General features: G+C 62.5%; 13 protein-coding genes. 4 read left to right on the top strand and 9 right to left on the bottom strand.

The window, feature by feature from the left end:
• Positions 1-468: 468 nt before the first annotated feature.
• Entirely contained in the window at positions 469-1,341 is an 873-nt protein-coding gene (pssA, locus tag F0A16_RS16765; protein WP_149436520.1) for a CDP-diacylglycerol--serine O-phosphatidyltransferase, read from the bottom strand.
• Positions 1,342-1,506: 165 nt separating this feature from the next.
• Positions 1,507-2,523, bottom strand: a complete 1,017-nt coding sequence (gene ilvC, locus F0A16_RS16760; RefSeq protein ID WP_149436519.1) for a ketol-acid reductoisomerase — start codon at positions 2,521-2,523, stop codon at positions 1,507-1,509.
• 191 nt (positions 2,524-2,714) lie between these two features.
• Here ilvC and ilvY point away from each other — a divergent pair, with 191 nt between their 5' ends.
• Positions 2,715-3,599, top strand: a complete 885-nt coding sequence (gene ilvY / locus F0A16_RS16755) for an HTH-type transcriptional activator IlvY (RefSeq protein WP_149436518.1) — start codon at positions 2,715-2,717, stop codon at positions 3,597-3,599.
• Between the two features lie 99 nt (positions 3,600-3,698).
• On the opposite strand, the gene ilvN is transcribed toward ilvY, so the two are convergent.
• Together ilvN and F0A16_RS16745 are read right to left on the bottom strand one after the other, a co-directional pair.
• Positions 3,699-4,190, bottom strand: coding sequence for an acetolactate synthase small subunit (ilvN, locus tag F0A16_RS16750; protein WP_149436517.1), 492 nt, complete (start codon positions 4,188-4,190; stop codon positions 3,699-3,701).
• Positions 4,190-5,914 (bottom strand): acetolactate synthase 3 large subunit, encoded by a 1,725-nt coding sequence (locus tag F0A16_RS16745; RefSeq protein ID WP_149436516.1) that lies wholly within the window; start codon positions 5,912-5,914, stop codon positions 4,190-4,192. Before F0A16_RS16745 ends, ilvN begins: the two co-directional genes overlap by 1 nt.
• A gap of 585 nt (positions 5,915-6,499) precedes the next feature.
• On the opposite strand from F0A16_RS16745, the gene F0A16_RS16740 reads away from it, so the two are divergent.
• Positions 6,500-7,843, top strand: coding sequence for a sugar porter family MFS transporter (locus tag F0A16_RS16740; RefSeq protein ID WP_149436515.1), 1,344 nt, complete (start codon positions 6,500-6,502; stop codon positions 7,841-7,843).
• A gap of 98 nt (positions 7,844-7,941) precedes the next feature.
• Here F0A16_RS16740 and clpB read toward each other — a convergent pair whose 3' ends face one another.
• The 3 genes from clpB to rluD all read right to left on the bottom strand — a co-directional run bounded on the left by clpB (position 7,942) and on the right by rluD (position 12,470).
• Complete coding sequence (clpB, locus tag F0A16_RS16735) at positions 7,942-10,524, bottom strand: ATP-dependent chaperone ClpB (RefSeq protein ID WP_149436514.1); 2,583 nt, start codon at positions 10,522-10,524, stop codon at positions 7,942-7,944.
• A 183-nt stretch (positions 10,525-10,707) separates the two neighbouring features.
• Positions 10,708-11,514 carry a peptidoglycan editing factor PgeF gene (gene pgeF, locus F0A16_RS16730; RefSeq protein WP_149436513.1) on the bottom strand — a complete coding sequence of 269 codons (807 nt, stop codon included), beginning with the start codon at positions 11,512-11,514 and terminating at the stop codon, positions 10,708-10,710.
• Positions 11,514-12,470 (bottom strand): 23S rRNA pseudouridine(1911/1915/1917) synthase RluD, encoded by a 957-nt coding sequence (rluD, locus tag F0A16_RS16725; RefSeq protein WP_149436512.1) that lies wholly within the window; start codon positions 12,468-12,470, stop codon positions 11,514-11,516. Before rluD ends, pgeF begins: the two co-directional genes overlap by 1 nt.
• Before the next feature lie 117 nt (positions 12,471-12,587).
• On the opposite strand from rluD, the gene F0A16_RS16720 reads away from it, so the two are divergent.
• A complete protein-coding gene (locus F0A16_RS16720; protein ID WP_149436511.1) occupies positions 12,588-13,403 on the top strand; it encodes an outer membrane protein assembly factor BamD in 816 nt (271 codons plus the stop codon).
• A 115-nt stretch (positions 13,404-13,518) separates the two neighbouring features.
• On the opposite strand, the gene F0A16_RS16715 is transcribed toward F0A16_RS16720, so the two are convergent.
• Positions 13,519-15,159: an NAD+ synthase gene (locus F0A16_RS16715; RefSeq protein WP_149436510.1), complete on the bottom strand. Its 1,641-nt coding sequence runs from the start codon at positions 15,157-15,159 to the stop codon at positions 13,519-13,521.
• Positions 15,160-15,252: 93 nt separating this feature from the next.
• On the bottom strand, positions 15,253-16,338 hold the full coding sequence (gene thiO / locus F0A16_RS16710; RefSeq protein WP_149436509.1) for a glycine oxidase ThiO: 1,086 nt from the start codon (positions 16,336-16,338) through the stop codon (positions 15,253-15,255).
• Between the two features lie 59 nt (positions 16,339-16,397).
• Between thiO and F0A16_RS16705 the strand changes: the two genes are divergently transcribed.
• Positions 16,398-16,925 (top strand): pilus assembly FimT family protein, encoded by a 528-nt coding sequence (locus F0A16_RS16705; protein WP_149436508.1) that lies wholly within the window; start codon positions 16,398-16,400, stop codon positions 16,923-16,925.
• Positions 16,926-16,938 lie beyond the last annotated feature (13 nt).

The following is a 16,938-nucleotide window of genomic DNA, read 5'->3' as shown; positions in this document are numbered from 1 at the left end:
GATCGATTGTTAAAGAGCGTTCTTACTGGAGGCCTTTCGGGCCTCTGCCACGAGCCAGGAAATCATCCAAGTGCTTGTCAGCACTTGCTTTCTTGGCCGCCGTAAGGAGTGGCGTATTTTAAGGATCTTGGCGAGGATGTCAACGTCTTTCTGTCGAATCCTGGCTGGCGTCGCATGCTGCTGTCGGCGCCGATCCTTTCGAAGAAGCGGGAGCATTCTGCCTGCCTCCCTGCCTGGCGTCAATCGATTATTTCAATCAAATCAAACGCTTGGCTTTCTTCTTCACTGCTTCCGAGAACCTGTCTCGGCGGCAGCGGATGCGTACTTTACGGACCCGAACCGGACTTGGCAAGCGCTGATTGCCACTTTTTGATCATCCGGTCCGACACGCTCTCCCTCGGCCAACCTCCAGATACCACAACGCCCGCGCAGGGCGGGCGTTTCGGCGAATCGAGCACTTCTCGGGAACTAGTCATCCTGGGCGTTCTGCCCGCCCGCTTCACTACGACGCTTCTCTCTGCGCGCCTTGTTCAGACGCCCCAATGCCAGTACCGGGCCCGACACGACATAGCAACCAAATAGCGCCAACAGCATCACGGAGGGCTCGATGGAGATCAGTACGAACAGCAGCACGATTGCCAGCAGGAAGACGAACGGCACCGGTCCCTTGAAATCGATTTCCTTGAAACTGTGATAGCGCACGTTGCTGACCATCAATACGCCGGCTGCGGCCACCACGGCAGTCATCAGTACCTTGAAGCCCAACGATTCGGCATCGAAGGTATGAAAGACCCACACGCAGGCAGCCACGATTGCTGCCGCCGACGGGCTGGGCAACCCGACGAACCATTTCTTGTCCGTGCTACCGATCTGAACGTTGAAACGAGCCAGGCGCAATGCGGCCCCCGCGACGAAGATGAACGCTGCGATCCAGCCGATCTTGCCGATGTCCTGCAATATCCAGGTGAACGCGACCAGTGCCGGCGCCATCCCGAACGAGACCATGTCGGCCAGGCTGTCGAACTCGGCGCCAAACGCACTTTGGGTATTGGTTAGTCGAGCGACACGGCCGTCCAGCCCATCGAGCACCATGGCGATGAAGATGGCGATCGCTGCCTTGGCATAATCGCCGTTGATAGCGGCAACGATGGAATAGAAGCCGGCGAACAGGGCCGATAGCGTGAACAGGTTGGGCAGCAAGTAGATGCCGCGGCGGCGAATTCGCTTGCCGTTCTCGACCGTTTCCTCGATGACTTCGTCTTCGTCATCGAAGAGAGGGGACGTCGCGCCGATCGTAATCGTTTCGGGCTCTTGCTCGTGGTGGCGGTCATCCTGCGTCATGGAAGCGAGTCCTTTAGTCGTGTGCGCTCGGGCCTATTAGCCGGATCATTCTACAGCCTAGCGGGAATCGCGACAGATGCCCGCACGAAAGCGATACCCGGACACAAAGAAAACGGGGGCGCGACATGCGTCGCGCCCCCGTACCAGCCCGTGATCGATCGACGATCAGTTCTTGCTCTTGTCGACCAGCTGGTTGGCCGTGATCCAGGGCATCATCGCACGCAGCTTGGCACCGACCTGCTCGACCGGATGCTCGGCCGTCTGACGACGACGCGCATTCAGCGAAGCGTAGTTGCAGGCGCCCTCGGCGATGAACATCTTGGCGTACTCGCCGTCCTGAATGCGCTGCAACGCCTTGCGCATGGCGGCACGAGATTCGTCGTTGATGATCTCGCGGCCAGTGACGTACTCGCCATACTCGGCATTGTTGGAGATCGAGTAGTTCATGTTGGCAATGCCGCCCTCGTACATCAGGTCGACTATCAGCTTGAGCTCGTGCAGACACTCGAAGTACGCCATCTCCGGCGCATAACCGGCTTCGGTCAGCGTTTCGAAACCGGCCTTGACCAGTTCGACGGCACCACCACACAGCACGGCCTGCTCGCCGAACAGGTCGGTTTCGGTCTCATCCTTGAAAGTGGTCTCGATGATGCCGCTGCGACCGCCGCCGATGGCTGCCGCGTAGGAGAGCGCGATCTCCTTGGCCTGACCGGACGCATCCTGATGGATCGCGATCAGATCCGGGATGCCACCGCCGCGGACGAACTCGGACCGCACGGTGTGGCCCGGGGCCTTGGGCGCGATCATGATCACGTCGAGATCGGCGCGCGGCTCGACCTGGCTGTAATGGATGTTGAAACCATGGGCGAAGGCAATCGTGGCGCCCTCTTTCAGGTTTGGCTCGATATCCTGCTCGTAGATCACCTTCTGGTTCTCGTCCGGCGCGAGGATCATCACGACGTCTGCGGTCTTGCACGCCTCCGCCACACTGGCGACCTTGAGGCCGGCGCTCTCGGCCTTGGCTGCCGAGGAAGAGCCCTTGCGCAGACCGACGGTCACGTCGACACCGGACTCTTTCAGGTTGTTGGCGTGAGCATGGCCCTGTGAGCCATAACCGACGATCGTGACCTGCTTAGACTGGATCAAGGAAAGGTCACAATCTTTATCGTAATAAACGTGCATGCCGGACTCCGAAAATCGTTTTGATGAGCGCATTGCTCGGAACTGTCGTTACTCAATATCTGTCAGCGTTGATGGCCACCGGCGCCATCTTTCGCGGCGCTTACCTTTTAACCTGACGCCACGATAAGCCAGGCGATGCGTTGCGTAAAACGCTATATTTGCAACGCAACATTGCGATAAGTGAAACCATTATGGACTACCGACTGCTGAACCATTTCCTGGCCCTGGCAGACCACCTGCACTTCGGCCGCGCCAGCGATGCCTGCCATGTCAGCCCGTCGACGCTGAGCCGTTCGATCCGCCAGCTCGAAGAGACGCTAGGCGTCACCCTATTCGAGCGCGACAATCGCCACGTCACATTGACCCGGGAGGGCCAGCTGTTTCACGCCTATGCCCGAGAGACGCTGGAGCAGTGGCAGGCGATGCAGGCCACGCTGATGGCGGAGACCCGCGAGCTGGCTGGCGAGATCAGCATCTACTGCTCGGTCACCGCCAGCTACAGCTTCCTGTATCGGCTGTTGAGCGAGTTCCGTCAGCGCCACCCGCGCATCGAGATCAAGCTGCACACGGGCGATCCGGCGGACGCCATCGCTCGCGTCCAGGCAGAACAGGAAGACATCGCGATCACCGCGCGTCCCCGCAACCTGCCCGATGCCTTGGCCTTCAAGCCACTGGCGACCTCGCCGCTGGTCTTCATCGCCCCGCGCGATGGCGCCGACTGGTTGCCCGCCACGCCGGAGACGCCAACGCCGTCGCAATGGAAGGACGTGCCGATGATCCTGTCCGAATCCGGCCTGTCGCGGGACCACGCCGACACCTGGTTCCGGGCGATGGGCGTCAGCCCGCGCATCTACGCCCAGGTTGCCGGCAACGAGGCGATCGTCAGTATGGTCGGACTGGGATTCGGGGTCGGTATCGTGCCGCGCATCGTGCTCGACAACAGCCCGCTGCTGGACCGCATCATGATCCTGCCGGTCAAGCCGGAACTGCCCCACTACGACGTCGGCCTGTGCGTACTCAAGCGCCGGCTCAAGAGCGCGCTGATCGACGCGCTGTGGGCGCAGCTACCGAACTGACGCGACCACCCAGGCCCCGCTCTCGAAGCCAGACGTCCATGCAAAACGCCCGGCAGGATCACTCCTGCCGGGCGTCGTTCTAAGCGCATGCCTATCGCGTTACAGCGTGAGCAGCTTGTCCCCTCGCGCGATGCCGGAAACCCCGGTGCGGGCGACCTCGAGGATGCCGATCGGCGCCATCGCCTGGACGAAGGCATCGAGCTTGCCGGCGTCACCGGTGATCTGCACCGTGTAGACACTGGGCGTGACGTCGACGATCTGCGCTCGGAAGATATCCGCCGTGCGCTTGACCTCGTCGCGGGCCGCCCCCAGCGACTTGACCTTGACCAGCATCAGCTCGCGCTCGATGTGGTTGCCTTCGGTCAGATCGACCAGCTTGACCACGTCGATCAGCTTGTTGAGGTGCTTGGTGATCTGCTCGATCACCCGGTCGTCACCCACCGTGGTCACGGTCAGCCGCGATAGCGACGGATCTTCCGTCGGCGCCACGTTGAGGGTTTCGATGTTGAAGTTGCGCTGGGAAAACAGCCCCACCACACGGGACAGGGCGCCAGGTTCGTTTTCCAGCAGAATCGAGATGATATGGCGCATCAGGTCCGCTCCGTCTTCGAAAGCAACATGTCACGCATGGAGCCCAGCGGCACCTGCATCGGATAGACGTGTTCGAACGGGTCGACGTAGATATCGAGGAACACGAGCTCGTTGGTGTCGACGAAGGCACGTTCCAGCGCTGGTGCCAACTCTTCGTGGGTCGTCACCTTGATCGCGGTGAAGCCGTAGGCCTCGATCAACTTGGCGAAATCCGGCAGCGACTCCATGTAGGAGTGAGCGTGGCGGGACTTGTAGTTCAGATCCTGCCACTGGCGCACCATCCCCAGCGACTGATTGTTGAGGTTGACGATCTTGACGCCGACATCGAACTGCTTACAGGTCGACAGCTCCTGCATCATCATCTGGAAGCTGCCTTCACCGGTGAAGCAGACCACGTCGTCCTGCGGATAGCTGAGCTTGATGCCCATCGCCGCCGGGAAGCCGAACCCCATGGTGCCGAGACCGCCAGAGGTGATGAAACGATTGGGCTTGGCGAACTTGTAGTACTGCGCCGCGAACATCTGGTGCTGACCCACGTCGGTGGTCACGAACGCCTCGCCACGAGTGGCGCGATAGACCGCCTCGATCACCTCCTGAGGCTTGAGCGCTTCGCCCGGCTTCGAAGGCTCGTAGAGCTTGCCCTCGCGTTCGGCCCGCCAGCCGTCAATGCTCTTCCACCATTCGCCCAACGCCTCGGAATTGGCCGGTTCGCGATCCTGGACCAGGCTGATCATCTCGTTGATGACACTGCCCGCCGCGCCGACGATGGGTACGTCCGCGCGCACGGTCTTGGAGATCGAGCTGGGGTCGATGTCGACATGAACGATCTTGGCCGTGGGGCAGAACTTCGAGGTGTTGTTGGTGACGCGGTCGTCGAAGCGCGCACCGATGGCGACGATCAGATCGGCGTGATGCATCGCCATGTTGGCTTCATAGCTGCCGTGCATCCCCAGCCAGCCCAGCGACTGGCGGTCACCCTGCGGATAGCCGCCGATCCCCATCAGCGTGGTGGTGATCGGGAAGCCGAGCCGCTGGACCAGATCGGTCAATGCCTCCGAAGCTCGTCCGGTGACGATGCCGCCGCCTGTGTAGAACACAGGCCGGCGCGCCTTGAGCATCATGTCAACGGCCTTCTTGATCTGGCCGCTATGTCCACGATTCACCGGGTTGTAGGAGCGGATCTTGACCTTCTTCGGGTAGACGTATTCGTAACGCTCGGTGGGCGCGGTCATGTCCTTGGGAATATCCACCACCACCGGGCCGGGGCGGCCAGTCGCGGCAAGATAGAACGCCTTTTTCAGGACTTCGGGAATCTCGCTCGGATGGCGGATCGAGAAGCTGTGCTTCACTACCGGCCGGGTAACACCGACGATATCGGTTTCCTGGAAGGCATCTTCCCCGATCAGGTGACTGGCGACCTGACCGCACAACACCACCATCGGAATCGAATCCATGTAGGCGGTGGCGATGCCGGTGACGGCGTTGGTCGCGCCGGGGCCGGAGGTGACCAGCACCACGCCGGGCTGACCGGAAGCGCGGGCATAGCCATCGGCGGCGTGGGTCGCGGCCTGCTCGTGACGAACGAGAATGTGCTGAACGCTATCCTGGCGGAACAGGGCATCGTAGATATGCAATGCCGCACCGCCCGGATAGCCATAGATACGTTCGACGCCTTCGTCTTTCAGAAAGCGGGCGATCATATCGGCGCCGGAAAGTAATTCCACTGGTGAGTCTCCCCTGGAAGTTCGAGTGCCGCTTCGCTCCTGGCGAGGAAACGAAGCTCAATCACGGCGGTACGCCGCTGTCGACCTGAGGTCGACGCCTGATGCCATATCCTGGCGTCCTGGGCCCGGGGTGGGGACCCGCACTCTTAGGAACCGCTGGCGCCTCGGCGCCGACAGCTCCAGACACGGCAGATCGCCGTATCGGGGTTGGCGGGAACAGGCGTTTGGCCCGCGCCCTTCTTTCCTGAGAAAGATATCCTTCGACAGGCGGGTAGAGGTCGCTCGGAACCTACCCTTCACGCAGCGGCCGGGGATCGCCCGCAGTTTGGCTGCGCCCGCAATCAGGAACCGCCTAGATTCCACCAGCGTCCCGAGGCTGTCAACCTCCGGCGCCGACAACCTGGCGCCAGGCGAAAGAAATGTCCGTAATACGCCCATGACGCCGACTAAAGTCGGTTCGCTTTTCGCAGCACCATTGAGACATCGCTGCTGTACTGAACCAAAGATCGTATCGAATCCCTGCCTTACCGACTCGGATATCGGTCGATGAATCGCAGCTAAAACCGACCCGTGGGAGTAACGCGCATGTCCCCCATCGTGAAATGGTCCGCGTTCGTGGCCATGGCAGGCTTTCTCTTCGGTTTCGATACCGCCGTGATATCCGGTGCGGACAGACCCATTCAGGAGCTGTGGGGGTTGAGCGATCTTCAGCACGGGCTCTTCATCATGTCGATGGCGCTGTGGGGTACGGTGCTCGGCGCGATCTTCGGCAACTGGCCGACCGACCGTCTGGGCCGGCGCATCACGCTCTTCATCATCGGTGTGCTCTACTTCGTTTCCGCCGTGGGGTCGGCGCTCGCCACCGACCCGTTCTGGTTCTCGTTCTTCCGCCTGATCGGCGGCTTCGGGGTGGGCATGTCCTCGGTTGCGGCGCCGGCCTACATCTCCGAGATCGCGCCCGCCGAACGGCGTGGCAACCTGGTCGCGCTCTACCAGTTCAACGTCGTGTTCGGGATATTCATGGCCTATGTCTCCAACGCCATTCTGGGCAGTCTGCTCGGCAACGATGCTTGGCGCTGGATGGTCGGGATCGAGGCGATCCCTGCGCTGGTCTACACGCTGGCGCTGCTCAAGGTACCGGAGAGCCCGCGCTGGCTGATCCTCAACCGCGACGATACGCGCACCGCTGCCAAGGTACTGGAGCAGATCGATCCGCATCGCGACAACCAGGCCCAGATCGAGGAGATCCAGGCGGCGGATCGAGAGGACAACAAGGTACATTCGCGCTTCTTCTCGCGCCGCTATCGCCTGCCCATCGTGCTCGCCTTTCTAATCGCCTTCTTCAACCAGTTCACCGGCATCAACTTCGTGCTCTACTACGCGCCCCGAATCCTCGAGTCTGCCCAGTTGGGAGACAACGCCGCCCTGCTCTCGACGGCGGGGATCGGCCTGATCATGGTGATCTTCACCATGATCGGCATGGCACTGATCGATCGATTCGGCCGGCGCACGCTGATGTACATTGGCTCGGTGGGCTACATCATCTCACTGTCGATCATCTCCCACGCCTTCTTCACCGATAACCTGGGTGGCGCACTGATCCCCCTGCAGCTATGCCTGTTCGTCGCCGCCCACGGCATCAGCCAGGGCATGGTGATCTGGGTCTTCATTTCGGAGATATTCCCCAACCGCGAGCGGGCCCGCGGGCAGTCGCTCGGCAGTTTCACTCACTGGTTCTTCGCCGCCGTCATCACCCTGGTCACGCCGTGGGTGCTCAGCGTGTTCAACGGCGGGCCGGTGTTCGCCTTCTTCGCCTTCATGATGGTGCTGCAGATCATCTTCGTCGCTTTCCTGATGCCGGAGACCAAAGGCATCTCGCTGGAGAAGCTGCAGCAGAAGCTATCGCCGAGAGGGGAATCGCGGACATAAAAAAGCCCGTGACATCAAGCGCCACGGGCGGGAAGACGGTCAGGACGCGACCGTTTGTCTTGGAGCCGATCGGCCCGGCGCACCGCCGGGCCGATCCGTTACTTGTCGAAGACCAGGCGATCGCCGTCGGCGCGAACGCGGATCGTGTCGCCGGGCACGAATCGGCCCGAGAGCAGATCCTGCGCCAGCGGGTTCTCGATGCGGCTCTGGATCGCTCGCTTGAGCGGACGCGCGCCGAACACCGGATCGAAGCCCACGACCGCCAGCTGCGCCATCGCCTCATCGCTGACATCGAGCTTGAGATCGCGCTCGGCTAGGCGGCTGCGCAGGCGGTCGAGCTGGATCGAGGCAATCGCCTGAATCTGCTCCTGGCCGAGCGCGTGGAACACCACGACCTCGTCGATACGGTTGATCAGCTCGGGCCGGAAGTGGTTGCCCACCACCGTCATCACCGCGTCGCGCATGGCGGAGTAGTCGCTATCATCGCCACCCATACGCTGAATCACGTCGGAGCCCAGATTGGAGGTCATCACGATCACGGTATTGCGGAAATCCACCGTGCGCCCCTGGCCGTCGGTCAGGCGGCCATCTTCCAGCACCTGCAGCAGGATGTTGAACACATCCGGATGCGCCTTCTCGACCTCGTCGAGCAGCAATACCGAATACGGCTTGCGGCGAACCGCCTCGGTCAGGTAACCACCCTCTTCGTAACCGACATAGCCGGGAGGCGCGCCGATCAAGCGAGCCACGGAGTGCTTCTCCATGAACTCGGACATGTCGATGCGCACCATAGACTCTTCGGTATCGAACAGGAAGTTGGCCAGCGACTTGCACAACTCGGTCTTGCCCACTCCGGTCGGGCCGAGGAAGAGGAACGAGCCGTTGGGCCGGTTCGGGTCCGATAACCCGGCACGCGAGCGACGCACCGCATTGGCGACCGCCTTGACCGCCTCGTCCTGGCCGATGACCCGCTCGTGCAGCGCCTCTTCCATGCGCAGCAGCTTGTCGCGCTCGCCCTCCAGCATCTTGGCAACCGGGATCCCTGTCCAGCGTGACACGACCTCGGCGATCTCCTCCTCGGTCACGTTGGAGCGCAGCAGCTGATGCGCCGAGGTGTCCGCGTCGCTATCGCTACTTTCGGCAATCTGCTGTTCGAGCTTGGGGATTACGCCGTACTGCAACTCCGACATTCGCCCCAGGTCGCCTTGACGCCGGGCGGCCTCGAGATCGATACGCGCCTGCTCGAGATCGGCTTTGTACTGGGCCGCGCCCTGAATGCTGGCCTTTTCGGATTTCCATACCTCCTCGAGATCGGCGTATTCGCGCTCGAGCTCACCGATCTGCGCTTCGAGATTGTCGAGCCGTTTCTTGGACGCCTCATCGGTCTCTTTCTTGAGCGCCTCGCGCTCCATCTTGAGCTGGATCAGGCGACGATCGAGCCGGTCCATCTCTTCCGGCTTGGAGTCAAGTTCCATGCGAATGCGCGATGCGGCCTCGTCGATCAGATCGATCGCCTTGTCGGGAAGCTGCCGGTCAGTGATGTAGCGGGTCGACAGCTTGGCGGCGGCGATGATCGCCGAGTCGGTGATATCGACACCGTGATGCACCTCGTAGCGCTCCTTGAGGCCACGCAGAATGGCGATGGTGTCCTCCTCGGACGGCTCGTCCACCAGCACCTTCTGGAATCGGCGCTCCAGCGCGGCATCTTTCTCGATGTACTGACGATACTCATCGAGCGTGGTCGCGCCGACGCAATGCAGTTCGCCTCGGGCCAGCGCCGGTTTGAGCATATTGCCGGCATCCATCGCGCCTTCGCCCTTGCCGGCGCCAACCATGGTGTGCAGCTCGTCAATGAACAGGATGACGCGCCCCTCTTCCTTCGACAGTTCGTTGAGCACGGACTTCAACCGCTCCTCGAACTCACCACGGAACTTGGCACCCGCCAGCAGCGAGCCCATGTCGAGAGAGAGCACTCGCTTCTCTTTCAGCCCCTCGGGCACTTCTCCGTTGACGATGCGCTGCGCCAGCCCCTCGACGATGGCGGTCTTGCCCACGCCGGGTTCACCGATCAAGACGGGGTTGTTCTTGGTACGGCGCTGCAGGACCTGAATCGTGCGCCGAATCTCATCGTCACGGCCGATCACAGGATCGAGCTTGCCCTCGGTAGCCCGGGCGGTCAGGTCGAGGGTATATTTCTCCAGCGCCTCGCGCTTCTCTTCGGCATTGGCGTCATCGACATTGGCGCCGCCACGCAGCTCGCCGATCGCGGTCGCCAGTCGCTTGCGATCCAGGCCCGATTGGGTCAACACCTTGGTGAGCCCGTTCTTCATATCCAGCGCGGCAAGCAGCACCAACTCGATGGCGATGTACTGGTCGCCGCGGGTCTGGGCCTCGCGATCGGCCAGGTTGAACAGCCGCGCCAGGTCCTGACTCATGCTGACGTTGCCATCGAACTGACCGACTTCGGGCAGATTGTCGAGATAACCGGCCAATCCCTCCCGCAACCGGCTGACATCGCCTCCGGCTTTCTGTACTAGCCCCTTGATGCCGCTGTCGCGCATCTCGAGCAGCGCCATCAGCAGATGCCCCGGGTCGAGCTGGTTATGTCCCCGCCCTACCGCCAGCGACTGCGCTTCGGCCAGCGCGTTTTGCAGCTTGGTCGTCATGCGATCCATACGCATCTCTTCACCTCCAGGAGCCGGTTCAGGTCATGGCCCGGCGGCTCGGTTATTCATTAGTTGACACTTAAATGGAGGTATGTTTGATCTTTTCAAGCGAAGCGAATGAAAAATTCGCCGCGACAGAATGCCATAGACGAATGAAATTCATGGGAAGAGAGCGGACCTGGCGACAGTGCAGACAGGTCAGCGCAGCCAGATCATGCTGGCCATGCGCCCGGTGCGGCCGTCATCGCGGCGATGGGAGTAGAAACGGGGTTCGCAAGCCGTGCAGAAATGGCCACCGCTGATCGAGAGCACCCCGACACGCTCCAGGCGCAGTCGGGCAAGTCGGTAGAGATCCGCCATGTAATGTCCCAGACGATAAGGGCTGCGCTCGAAAGCGATCTCGGCTTCCGGCTGCATGGCGACGAAGGCTTCAAAGACTTCCGGGCCAACCTCGAACTGCGCGTTGGAGATGGCCGGCCCCATCCACACCATCAGCTCTTCGGGATCGACGCCCAGGGCCGCCACGCTGGCTTCCAGCACGCCGCCGGCGAGGCCACGCCAACCAGCATGGGCCAACCCGACGCGCGTTCCCTGGCGATCGCAGAAGAAGACCGGCAGGCAATCCGCGGTCAGGATGACGCAGGCATGGCCGCGATCGAACGCCACCGAAGCGTCGGCCTGGGGCGGGCGCTGCCGATATCCGCCCTGATAGCTCTGCATGACACGTGCGCCATGCACTTGATCGAGCCACAACAGAGGTCGTTCGTCGCCGACCTCGGCCACCAGCCGATCCCGACAGCGAACCACGGATTCGGGATCGTCCCCGACGTGGGCCGCCGGGTTGAAAGCAGCAAAATCGCCGCGACTGGGCCCGGTCTCACGCGTGGTGACAAGGGCACCCACGGTGCTCGGCGCGGGCCAGTCCGGTAGCAGCAGGGTCGGCGCATCGCTCGTCGATGCCTCGGGATCGTTCGTCAGGGTCGACGAACACGAGGATGAATGCATCAATCGGACTCCTGATCCTCACGCAGCGCATCCAGCAACAGCAACATGTCGTCCGGTAGCGGCACCTTGCACTCGACCGGCAGCCCGCTGACCGGGTGATCGAAGCGCAGCTTGTGCGCATGCAGCGCCTGCCGTGGAAACTCCCTCAGCAGCATTTTCAATGAATCGCCCGCCCCAGCAGGCAGCTTGAGCCGTCCACCGTAGACCGGATCGCCGATCAGCGGATAGCGAACGTGCGCCATATGCACCCGAATCTGATGCGTCCGACCTGTCTCGAGCCGGCAGCGAACGTGGGTATGGGCGCGAAAGCGCTCGTTGACGCGATAGTGCGTGACCGCCGGTTTCCCCGAGGCGGTCACCGCCTGACGCTGACGATCCTTGGGGTGACGCCCGATCGGCGCATCCACCTTGCCGCCGGCGGTCATCGCGCCGACCACGATGGCATCGTACTCGCGTGATACCGTCCGCGCCTGCAGTTGAGCCACCAGCGCAGTCTGCGCCGTCAGCGTCTTCGCCACCATCATCAGCCCGGTGGTGTCCTTGTCGAGACGGTGAACGATACCCGCCCGCGGAATCGCCGCCAATGGCGCATGGTGATGCAGCAACGCGTTGAGCAGAGTGCCATCGGGATTGCCGGCGGCAGGGTGCACGACCAGACCGGCAGGCTTGTCGATGACCATCACGTCGTCGTCCTCGAAGACGATCGACAACGGAATCGCCTGAGGCTCCCAACGGGTCTCTTCCTCGAGCCGGGTGTCCAGTGCTAGCCGCTCGCCGCCGATCACCTTATCCTTGGGCCGGGCCTTCTCTCCGTCGACCGTCAGTTCCCCCTGCTGAATCCAGCTCTTGAGGCGCTCTCGCGAGAATTCGGGGAACATTTCGGCTGCGGCCTGGTCGAGACGTCGCCCGGCCAGACGATCGGGTACGCGCTCGTCGCGCTTGAGGATGTCAGCCATACGTTGGGATCGGTTCCGTTTCGCCGGTGCGTTTCGTCGGCACAAGGGTTTGCTTTATAGTGAGTCGAATTCGGCGGATTCTAGCACGGCCGCCAAGGAATGGTTTATACGAGGATGATGATGCTATTTTCTGCGCGATGTTCCGCTCTGGCCGCCCTGTTGCTGGCAGGCGCACTGCTCGCTGGCTGCGCCAGCAACGAGCCTGCCCCCGACCTGCAGGAGCAGGATCTTTACCAGAAAGCTCAGAGCTCCCTCGATTCCGGCCGTTACAGCACTGCCGTGACGCAGTTGGAGGCTCTGGATACACGCTTCCCGTTCGGCCGCTACGCCGAGCAGGCGCAACTCGAGCTGATCTACGCCTACTACGAGGTCGAAGACTGGGAAAAGACTCGCGCCGCCGCCAGCCGATTCATCCGCCTCCATCCGGATCATCCGCAGGTCGATTACGCCTACTACATGCGTGGTCTTGGTGCTTATCAGGCAGGTCGCTTCAGCCTCGAGAGCATGGAACTGATCGATATTTCCAAGCGCGACCTGGGTGCCTCGCGTGACGCCTACGTCGACTTCGGCGAACTGGTGCGCCGCTTCCCCGACAGCGCCTACGCCCCTGATGCCCGCCAGCGCATCATCTACCTGCGTAACGTCATGGCACGCCACGAGCTGCAGGTGGCCGATTTTTATCTGCGTAAAGGGGCCTATGTGGCCGCTGTTGAGCGCGGCCGCTGGGTGATCGAGCACTACCCGAAAGCCGAGGCGACTCGCGACGCGCTGGCAGTGATGGTGGAAGGCTATCTGGGGCTGAACATGCGTGACCGGGCCGAAACCGTACTGCAGACGCTAATTCAGAACGATCCCGACAACAGCCAACTCGACGGCGATAGCTTCGTACCCAAGCACGTCGATGTCGATCCGCCGCTGACGGCCAAAGGCTGAAGCCGCGAGCTACGAGCTACGAGCTACGAGCTACGAGCTACGAGCTTAAAATCGAAAGCGCCGCTTGCTGACAAGGCAAGCGGCGCTTTTCGTTGGCTCCAAAGCAGAAGAAATTCTAGCTCCCCGGCTGCCAGCCGTTGACGATGGGATAACGACGGTCGCGCCCGAAGCCTCTGAGCGTGACCCGCACGCCGACCGGCGCCTGACGTCGCTTGTACTCGTTGCGATCGACCAGCTTGACCACCTGATAAACGTCATCGCGCTCGAACCCGGCCTCGATGATCGACTCTGCGCTCATGTCGCCCTCGATATAGCGCTCGAGAATCGCGTCCAGCACGTCGTATCCCGGTAGCGAGTCGCTGTCCTGCTGATCCGGCGCCAGTTCGGCCGAGGGCGGCCGGGTGATCACCCGCTCGGGAATCGCTGGCTCCTGCGCGTTGCGCCAGTTGGCCAGGCGATAGACCCAGGTCTTGTAGACATCCTTGAGCGCATTGTAGCCGCCGACCATGTCGCCGTAGAGCGTGGCATAACCCACCGCCATCTCGCTCTTGTTGCCGGTGGTCTGAACCATCAGGCCTTTCTTGTTGGAGATCGCCATCAGCAGCACACCGCGCACGCGGGACTGCAGGTTCTCTTCCGTGGTGTCCGCCGCCAGCTCACTGAAGCTCTCGGCCAGCGTCTCGGTGAACGCTTCGACCATCGGTGCGATCGGCATGACTTCGTAACCGACGCCGAGCATTTTCGCCTGTTCGGCAGCATCGGCCTGGGAGATTTCGGCGGTGTAGTGATACGGCATCATCACCGCATGCACTCGATCCGGCCCCAGCGCGTCGACGGCGATCGCCAGCGACAGCGACGAGTCGATACCGCCGGAGAGCCCCATCACTACGCCCTTGAAGCCACTCTTGTTGACGTAGTCGCGCAGGCCCGTGACCAACGCGCAGTAGAGATTCTCCTCGGCGCCAAGCAACGGCTCGCGCTCGCCGGGTTGGGGCTTCCAGTTGCCCGCCTCGCGGGTAAAACGGACCGGCATCAATCCGACCTGCCAGAACGGTGCCCGCACGGCGACCTCACCGGCAGCGTCCAGCACCAGCGAGCCACCATCGAACACCAACTCGTCCTGGCCACCGATGGCGTTGACGTAAACCAGCGGCTTGTCCACTTCACGCGCCCGCCCGGCAAACAGACGCTCACGCTCGGCCGGCTTGTCGAGATGAAACGGCGAGGCGTTGAGCGTCACCAGAATGTCGGCGCCGGCTTCGGACGACTGACGCACCGGAGCGCCATCCCAGAGATCCTCGCAGATCAGGATGCCAAACCTGGCACCCCGATGTTCGATCACCAGCGGCTCGCTCCCGGGCTCGAAGTAGCGATCCTCGTCGAAGACCTGGTAGTTGGGCAGCGCCTGCTTGGCATATTCACCTCGCCACTCACCGCCCAGCAGGACGCCCGCCAGATTGCAACGTTCGCCATGCCGCATGCCCGGATAGCCAACCACGACCAGCGTCTCCGGCGCCACCTTGCCGATCTTGCGCGCCATCTCTGTCAGCGCGTCCTGCAGGCGCGACTCCATCGCCTCGCGCAGCAGCAAGTCCTCCGGAGGATAGCCGGTCAGGAAGAGTTCGCTGAACACGACCACGTCCGCATCGTGCTCGATGCGCGCCTCGCGTACCGCCTCGATGGCCGCCGCGGTATTACCGGCGATGTCGCCGACCATCGGGTCCAGTTGGGCCATCACCAGGGTCAGGTCTTGCATGAGTACACTCGTCTCCAGACAGATGTGGCGCTCGGGCGCCTCGTTGGCTGCCACTCATTTTCGCGCATGCCGTGTGGGGAGGCAAAACCGGCGTCAGTCCGACAGCCGGTAGGGCGAGGGGTCGACGATGGGTTCGCAGCCGATCAACTGGTCGACCAGCAGCCGAGTGGCGGCCGGCGCCAGCACCAGGCCGTTGCGATAATGGCCGGCGTTGACGTGCAGCCCCTCGAATCCGGGCACCGCACCGATCCACGGCACGCCAGCCGGCGAGCCCGGGCGTAGACCGGCCCAGTGGTGCTCCACCGGACAGTCGGCCAAGGCGGGAACGATGGAGAGTGCACTGGCGTGCAGCGACTCGAGGGCTTCCGACGTCGCCTGCTTGTCGAACCCGACCTCTTCCAGCGTCGACCCGGCCAGCACCCGGCCGTCTCCACGCGGGATCAGGTAACGCCCATCCTTGAGCACGACCCGCCCGACCAGCCCCGGCAGTGCCTTGAACAGGATCATCTGGCCCTTGACCGGGCGCACCGCCAGCTCGATGCCGATATCCGCCAGCAGCGCTCGCGACCAGGCACCGGCGCAGACGACGGTCTGCCCTGCGCGGATCGCGCCTTGCGACGTCGCGACGCCCCGGATGGCGCCCTTGTCGCGAATCAGCGCCGAAACCTCGCACCGCTCGTGGAGGCTCACCCGCGGCATCTGCAGTAGCCGCTCGCGCAGCGCCTTGCCCAGCCGCGGGTTGCGAATGCTGCCGAGGGTCGGCATCCACAGCGCACTATCGAAGCCCGGTGCCGCGCTCGGCTCCTTGGCGTAGAGCGCGTCGGCGTCGATGCGCGTCAACGGTTTGGCGACTTCCCGCGCCCAGGAAAGCGCTGCCTCGACATCGTCGACGCGCAGGTAGAGCAAGCCCTTCTGGCGATACTCGGGGTCGATGCCGGTCTCCTCGAGCAACCGCCCGGCCAGTTCGGGATAGCGCCCCTCGGACCAGCTCGAGAGCGCCGAGATCGCCCTGGAATAGCGCCACGGATAGAGCGGCGAGACGATACCGCCGCCGGCCCAGGAAGCCTCGCGGCCACACTCGCCGCGCTCGACCAACGCCACCGAATGACCAGCATCGGCCAGTTGTAGCGCCGTCATCATGCCGATGACGCCACCACCCACGATCAAGAAATCCTGCATTCGGTCGATATCCTGGCAAAAGGGCGATTCTACCATTCGCCAGCCATCCGGACCGCATCATGCCCCCAATCAAAGGCTCCGAGCCTGCTCCCCATCGCCAGCGCGGCTTCACCCTGCTCGAGTTGATGATCACGCTGGCAATGATGGCGATGGTGGCCGGAATCTCTTTTGCCGCCAGTGGTTGGATCGAAGCGCATCGCCTCCGCATGGAAACCCAAGCACTGCAGCAACGGCTGGAAGGACTACGTCAGCTCTCCGTCACCACTCGCAGCAGTTGGCGACTCTGTCCGATTTCCGAATTTGGCAACACAAGCGAGTGCGGTGACGACTGGCAGGCGGGCTATCAATGGAACACGATGAACGGTAATGCCAGTCGCCTCGCGGGCCGGCACGAGGTCGATGGTGTCACGTTGAGCTGGAATGCAGGTGGCGCACTAGCTTTTAATAGCGCCCCTTGGCAGATAAATGGTGCTAACGGCAGCTTCACTCTGTGCAATGACAGTGGCAGCAACAAGATTATAATCAATGATGCTGACAGGGTCCGCGTGGAGTACGACATCGGCAATTGCCCCCCCTCCGACGTCTGAGGACAAGGATCCA

It is taken from the genome of Salinicola corii, assembly GCF_008298015.1.
GTDB classification, from domain to species: Bacteria; Pseudomonadota; Gammaproteobacteria; order Pseudomonadales; family Halomonadaceae; genus Salinicola; species Salinicola corii.
This window is presented reverse-complemented; position numbering and strand designations above follow the sequence as displayed.